Origin of the sequence: Streptomyces sparsogenes (genome assembly GCF_001704635.1) — a bacterium.
Lineage (GTDB): Bacteria > Actinomycetota > Actinomycetes > Streptomycetales > Streptomycetaceae > Streptomyces > Streptomyces sparsogenes.
This window is the reverse complement of record NZ_MAXF01000208.1, coordinates 1-7372: the sequence shown is the minus strand read 5'-3', so window position 1 is coordinate 7372 and position 7372 is coordinate 1. Positions and strand designations below refer to the sequence as shown.

Sequence of the window (7372 nt, the reverse complement as noted above, 5' to 3'; positions counted from 1 at the left end):
ACGAGGAACGGCGCCTCGTCGGTGCCGTGGGCGCCGCCCTGGAGCAGTGGCTCAGGAGTGCGGAAGCCGAGGTCGAGGCCGGCGAGGGCGTGTAGTGCGGCCATCCGCTCCGGTAACCGAGCGGCCGCTGCCGGGGTGCGAGGCAGGCATACGACGCGGTCTGAGCCCATGACCACGGTGTGGAATTGCCCCTGGCGTACTGCGAGGTCGTCCGGTTTGTCATCGGGCAGCAGGCGGCTCAGCAGAGCGCGATGCGTCGTACGGATGCTCACGAGTGTGACCTTTGGGTCCTTCGTCGGGTCGGAGGCCGTGGGGGGGAGTCGAATGCTCCTCCCGGCCGGGTGGGTGCCTGGATGGCTTCAGGTGTGCCCAGTCCACGCGCTGCCAGCGGCTGCGCCAGGGCTCGGACCGAGCGACTGTGGTCAAGATCTCAGGGGCCCCTCCGGAGAAGTGGATCACGCGGCTCAGTGCGTGTCCCGTCAATTCTTCAACTTTGAAGGCGCCGTCAATTCCGCCGATGAAACTGCCGATGGCGGATAGGTGACTCAAGTAGCCCGGGTGCCGAGTTGTTCGTCACCCGGTCCGTGGGGCCATCGACACGAGCGTGGGCAACGCCACGAGAGTCCGGTTGCGATCGAAAAGCTTGGCCGATCAGGGCTGATGGCAACATGGTCAACCTCCGTTTCCCTCTTTCCCCGGGTAGGGATCGACTGTTGCGCGGTGGCTCCGGGGCGAGGAATCGAGCTACGCGGCCCTCGGGAGGCGGTTGACGGCCGTGATCAAGTCAACCTAAGCTCTCGATTCGGATTAGGGGAGCGAGACGGGGAAGCCTCAGGCCGCATGGGCCGGAGGCGGCATCTCCGTGATTGTCCCCCTACTGGTTACTGACTCTTGGCATCGGCAAACCAAGGTGGCGATCTTGGGGGCGGCTTACAGGAAACGTCACGATGGCTCAGGTCTCTCCAGGTGAGGGGTGGTATGTCCATTCCCTTCAAAGAAAACGATGACATCTGTCGCGACACTGGCTGCCTCGCCTTCATCGAGGATAACTGGACCGATATGCGCCCGCACAGCCGCCGGCTGGCCGCGGCGCCACCTGTGTGAGCCCACAACCGATAAAACGAGACCTGCGACTGGCTCGTGGCCATCTCGAAGGGGCCGGTGACGACACGATGGCGGAGAAGACCGAGCGGATCGGGGACTTCGCCATCGCCGCACGGGCACGCGACGAGCGCTTATCGCTGAACGCCTGGCAAGCGGACGGAGAACGGGGCCCGGGGGAACAGTGACCGAGGAGATACTTCCCGCCGACGTGAAGTCCGCGGAGGAATTCGACGACGCCGCGGACATTTATCTCTTCGCCGAGGAACGCGCGGCCGTCGTCGGCGCCGTACCACGGCGCCGACGGGAATTATCGATGGGCGAGATGCACATCCGGTGCCGGGGGTACGACCTCTTCCGCTCGGGCCTGACACCCGCCGCCGAACACGGGGACAACGACGGCCCCGTCCTCCACCTCCCGCTGACGCCCGACCGGTGCCGCGTGGCCGGGCCGCTCGGCGGGCGCCGCCATGTCCGGGGGCCCGCCGCCGAGGTCCGGCGCCCGCCGGCCGAATGGAACGCGGGCACCCGGATGCCGTCCCCGACGCTCACGGCCGCCTTCGCCGCCCGGAGCGCCCGCACCCCGGACCCGACCGCGCCGGTCGGATCGCCGAGGACGGCCCCGTGAGCCGCCCCGGGCCGGGCTGACCACCCGGACCCGCCTGCCGCAGCGCCAAGGGGCCGAGGGCCCGTACCGACCAATGCCGCCACCTGCCCGTCCGGACCGGAACGGGCCCACGAAAAGGGGAGACAGGGCCAGTGAGCAGCCACGAGGTCCAGGCAGCCGAGACGGATGTCGCGATCATCGGCATGGCGGGGCGTTTCCCCGGCGCCGACGACCTGGACTCCTTCTGGCGCCTGCTGAGCGAGGGCCGCGAGGGCATCACCCGGTTCAGCCGGGAGGAACTGGCGGCGGCGGGGGTGCCCGCGCGGCTGCTCGACGACCCGGAGTACGTCCCCGCCCACGGGGTCATCCCGGACGTCGACCTGTTCGACACCGGGTACTTCGAGTTCACCCCGGCCGAGGCCGCGATCACCGACCCGCAGCACCGCATCCTGCTGACCACCGGCCACGCTGCCCTGGAGCACGCCGGCTACGACCCCGCCCGCTACGACGGGCTGATCAGCGTCTACGCCGGCGCGGCCATCAACACCTACCTCCAGCAGCAGGTCCTGCCCCGCGTCGACCAGACCACCACCTCGAACCACTTCGCGGTGATGGTCGGCAACGACAAGGACTTCCTGGCCACCCGGCTGTCGTACAAACTCGACCTCCGAGGTCCCAGCTACGCCGTCCAGACCGCCTGCTCCACCTCCCTGGTCGCCATCCACCTGGCCTGCCAGGGGCTGATCAACGGCGAGTGCGACATGGCGCTGGCCGGCGGTGTCACGGTGAAACTGCCGCAGGCCAAGGGGTACCTGTACGAGGAGGGCGCGATCCTGTCCCGGGACGGGCATGTGCGCACCTTCGACGCGGACGCCAGCGGCACCGTCGCCGGCAACGGCGTCGGTGTCCTGGTCCTCAAGCCCCTGCGGGACGCCATCGCGGACCGGGACACCATCCACGCCGTCATCAAGGGCACGGCCACCAACAACGACGGCTCCGAAAAGGTCAGCTTCGCCGCGCCCGGCGCCGCCGGCCAGACCGCCGTCGTCCGTGAGGCGCACACCGTCTCCGGTGTCGATCCCCGCTCCATCGGCTACGTCGAGGCACACGGCACCGCCACCCGCCTCGGCGACCCGGTCGAGGTCTCGGCGCTCACCCGGGCGTTCAGGGAGTCCACCGCCGACACCGGGTTCTGCGCCATCGGCTCGGTGAAGTCCAACGTCGGCCACCTGGATGCGGCGGCCGGGGTCGCGGGCGTGATCAAGACGGTGCTGATGATGAAGCACCGGACGCTGGTGCCGACCGTCAACCACACCACCCCCAACCCGGCCATCGACTTCGCGGCCAGCCCCTTCAAGGTGAGCACCGACACCGTCCCCTGGGCCGGGGAGGGCCCCCTGCGCGCGGGCGTCAGCTCCTTCGGCATCGGCGGCACCAACGCGCACGCGATCCTCCAGGAGGCCCCGCCCGCCCCCGTCACCGGGGACGCGCACCGCGCGCAGCAGCTGCTGGTGGTGTCCGCCCGTACCGCGACCGCGCTTGCCACGGCCGCCCGGAACCTGGCCGACCACCTCGACGGCGACGACCCGGCCGCGCTCGCCGACGTCGCCTACACGCTGGCCGTGGGCCGCCGCGCCCATGAGTACCGGATCGCCGTCACCGGCTCCGACCGCGTCGCCCTCGCCGGGGCGCTGCGCGAGGCCCCGGTCCCCGAGCGGCCCGGGACCGGCGAGGTCTCCTTCGTCTTCGCCGAGGACGTCCCGGACGCGGCGGGCCTGGCCGCTCGGTGGGCCGCGGCCGAGCCCGCCTTCGCCGGGCACCACGAGGCCGCACTCGCCGCGGGCGCCGACCGGCTCGGCGAGCGGGGGCGGGCGTTCGCCGTGCAGTACGCGCTCGGCAAGCTGTGGCGCGGCTGGGGCCTCACCCCGGTCGCGGTGCACGGCGACGGGCTCGCCGCCCGGGCCGCCGCCTGCGTGACCGGGGCGCTGCGGCTTCAGGACGCGCTGACCGGCGACGGCCCGGTGCCGGCCGCGGCCCGCGCGCGCATCCCGGTGCGCGGCGCCGACGACGAGGTCCGCGGTGTCGCCCTCACGGTGACCGACGGCCCCTGGGACGGGGTGGCCCGCGCCTGGCAGGCCGGCGCCGCCGTCGACTGGGCGGCCTGGTTCGAGGGCGAGGAGCGCGGCCGCGTCCCGCTGCCGACGTACCCCTTCGAGGGCCGCCGCTGCTGGCTGACCGGCCCGGACGCCGGCGCACCCGCCGACCGGGTCACCGGCCCCGGCCCGCATCCCATGCTGGACGAGAACGTCTCCACCCTGGACACCCTCGTCTACCGCAGCTCCCGCACCGGCACCGAGTTCTACCTCGCCGACCACCGCGTCGACGACGAGCCCGTCATGCCCGCCGCCGGACAGCTGGAACTGGCCCGCGCGGCCGGCGAACTCTCCCTCGGCGGACCGGTCCGGCTGCGCGGAGTCTCCTTCGAGCAGTTGCTCTCCTACGCCACCGGGCCGCGCACCGCGCTGGTCCAGCTGTGGCGCGAGCGCGACACGGTCGGATTCGAACTCCTCGCCGACGAGCGGGTGGTCACGACCGGCGAGATCCACCCCGGGGCCGCCCCGCGCCCGGAGCCGGCCGACCCGGCCGCCCTCGCCGCCCGCTGCGCGGAGTCGGTCACCCACGCCGACTGCTACGACCTCCTGCGCGCCCACGGCCTGGACTACGGCCCCCGCATGCGCGCCCTCACCGAGGTCCGGCTCGGCGACGGGGAGGCCCTGGGCACCCTCGAACCGCCCGACGGCGCCTCGCTCGACGGCGTCGTGCTCAACCCCGCCCTCCTGGACGGCGCCCTGCACGCCCTGGTCGTGCTGCTCGCCCGGGCCTACGGCGAGCGGGCCGACGGCTTCCTGCCGCTGGCCCTGGGCGAACTCACCGTGCACGCCCCCGTCACCGGGCCCTGCCATGTCCACGTCACGGCCGGCCCGCTGGGGGAGCGGACCGCGCACGCCGACCTCACCGTCCTGGACACCCACGGCCAGGTCCTGGCCCGCCTGCACGACCTCACCGTGCGCGTCCTCGGCGAGCCCCGCGAGTCGGCCCTGCTGGTCCGCCGCTGGACCGCCGCGCCCGCCGAGCCCACCGGCGCACCCCTCGGCGACACGGCCGCCGTCGTCACCGCCGATCCGGCGCGCGGCGCACAGCTCGCCGCGCACCTCACCGCGCTGGGCGTCGGCACGGTCACCCGCGATCTCGACCCGGCCACCGCGCCGGACGTCGTCCTGGTCGACGAACCGGCCCCCGAACAGGCGCTGCACGTCGTCCGCACGCTCCTCGCCGCCCGCCCCACCGCGCCCGTGCGCGTCCTGCTGCTGCACCGCCACGACACCGACGGCCCACGCCCCGAACGCGCCGCACTCGCCGCGTTCGCCCGGACCGTCCGCGCGGAGAACCCCCTGCTCGAAGTGCAGGCCGTGGGCCTCGCCGAGGACGTGGCCGAGGCCGACGCGCTCGCCGGCGAACTGGCCGGCCACGGCCGCGACCCGGAGGTCGCCCACACCGCCCAGGGCCGCCGGGTCCCGCGCGCCGAGCCGGCCCCGACCACCGCCCCGGCAGCCGTCCGCGACGGTGGTGTGTACGTGGTGACGGGCGGCGCCGGTGGGCTGGGCCGCGCCGTAGCCGGCCGGCTGCTCTCCCGGGCCGACGCCCGCGTGGTCCTGCTGGGCCGCGGCGAACGGCCCGCCGATCTGGACGAGCGCCTGGTCTACCGCAGCGTCGACGTGTCCGACCCGGACGCCGTGACCGCCGGGCTCGCCTCCATACGCGAGGAGTTCGGGCCGCTCACCGGTGTCGTCCACGCCGCCGGTGTGCTGCGCGACGGCTTCGCCCTGAACAAGTCCGCCGAGGACTTCGCCGCCGTCCTCGCCCCCAAGGCCGCCGGACTGCGCGCCCTGGACGCGGCCACCGCCGACGACCCGCTGGACTTCTTCGTCGCGTTCTCCTCCATCGCCGCCCACATCGGCAACCCCGGCCAGACCGACTACGCGTACGCCAACGCCTACCTGGAGGCGTACGCCGAACGGCACGGCCGGATCACCGCGATCGCGTGGCCGATGTGGGCCGACGGCGGGATGCGCCAGAGCGCCGAGGCCGCCGCGGACATCGCCGCCCGCACCGGCTTCGGCGTACTGCCCACCCGGACCGGCCTCGACCTGTTCGAACAGGCACTCGGCACCCCCGGCGCGCTCGTCGCCGCCTACGGAGACCTCCGCACCATCACCACCGCGCTCACGGCGCCCGTCGCCCCGGCGGCCCGGCCCGCCACGGCCACCGCGCCCGCCGAGGGCGGCGGCCCGCGCGACGAGGCCCTGCGGCTGCTGCGCGAGCTGATCGCCGCCGAGACCGGCCTGGATCCGGCCGAACTGGCCGAGGACGCCCCGTTCGACCGGCTCGGCATCGACTCGCTGATGATCGCCAAGCTCAACCGCGAGCTGGACCGGCACTTCGAGGCCCTGTCCAAGACCCTGTTCTTCGAGTACGCCACTCTGGGCGAGCTGGCCGGCTACTTCGCCGAGCACCACGCGGCCGAACTGACCGGCGGCACACCGGCGGCCGCACCGGTCACGCCCGCCCCCGAAGGCACCGCCCCGCGCCCGCCGCGCGCCCCGCGCCGTACCGCACGAGCGGGCGTCGCCGAACCCGCCAGACCCGTCGGGCCGGCCGAACCCGCCGACGACGACACCGCCGCCATCGCCGTCATCGGCCTGGCCGGCCGCTACCCGGCCGGCGACGACCTCGACGAGTTCTGGACCAGCCTGGTCGAGGGCCGCGACGCCATCACCGAGATCCCCGCGGAGCGCTGGGACAGCCGCCGCTGGTACGACCCGGACCCGACGGCGCCCGGCCTCGCCCACACCAGGTGGGGCGGGTTCCTGAGCGACGTGGACCGCTTCGACCCGCTGTTCTTCGGTATCTCCCCGCGCCAGGCCGAGCTGATGGACCCCCAGGAGCGCCTGTTCCTCCAGAACGCCTGGCACGTCCTGGAGGACGCCGGCTACCGCCGCTCCGACCTGGCCGGCCGCCCGGTCGGCGTGTACGTCGGCGTGATGTACGGCGAGTACCAGTTCCAGGGCGCCCTGGACGCGCTGCGCGGCGGGCGGCCGCTCACCGGCTCGTCCTACGCGAGCATCGCCAACCGGGTCAGCCACGCCCTGGACCTGTCCGGTCCGAGCATGGCGCTCGACACCATGTGCTCCTCCTCGCTCACCGCCATCCACCTGGCCTGCGAGAGCCTGCGCAGCGGCGAGAGCGAACTGGCCATCGCCGGGGGCGTCAACGTCTCGATCCACCCGTACAAGTTCGCCTTCCTCAGCCAGGGCCGCTTCCTGTCCTCCGACGGCCGCTGCCGGGCCTTCGGCGCGGGCGGCGACGGCTATGTGCCCGGCGAGGGCGTCGGCGCCGTCCTGCTCAAGCCCTACCGCAAGGCGCTGGCCGACGGGGACCGCATCCACGGCCTGATCCTGGGCAGCGCCGTCAACCACGGCGCCCGGACCAACGGATACAGCGTGCCCAACCCGCGCGCCCAGCAGCGCGCGATCACCACCGCGCTGGAACGGGCCGGCGTCACTCCGGAGGACATCGGCTACGTCGAGGCGCACCGGCACCGCC

The 7372-nt window shown here is 73.6% G+C and carries 3 protein-coding genes and 1 pseudogene; 3 read left to right on the top strand and 1 reads right to left on the bottom strand.

The genetic code is table 11. From position 1 onward, the window contains the following. Window positions 1-272 (bottom strand): annotated as a pseudogene (locus BBH68_RS43700) (phosphotransferase); the annotation flags it as partial. 706 nt (window positions 273-978) lie between these two features. On the opposite strand from BBH68_RS43700, the gene BBH68_RS44150 reads away from it, so the two are divergent. The 3 genes from BBH68_RS44150 to BBH68_RS36550 form a co-directional block, all read left to right on the top strand. After that, window positions 979-1104: a hypothetical protein gene (locus BBH68_RS44150; protein WP_281182516.1), complete on the top strand. Its 126-nt coding sequence runs from the start codon at window positions 979-981 to the stop codon at window positions 1102-1104. A 181-nt stretch (window positions 1105-1285) separates the two neighbouring features. Beyond that, window positions 1286-1729, top strand: coding sequence for a hypothetical protein (locus BBH68_RS44145; protein ID WP_065968192.1), 444 nt, complete (start codon window positions 1286-1288; stop codon window positions 1727-1729). Window positions 1730-1860: 131 nt separating this feature from the next. After that, on the top strand, window positions 1861-7372 hold a 5512-nt coding region (locus tag BBH68_RS36550), incomplete at its 3' end, for an SDR family NAD(P)-dependent oxidoreductase (RefSeq protein ID WP_141713141.1).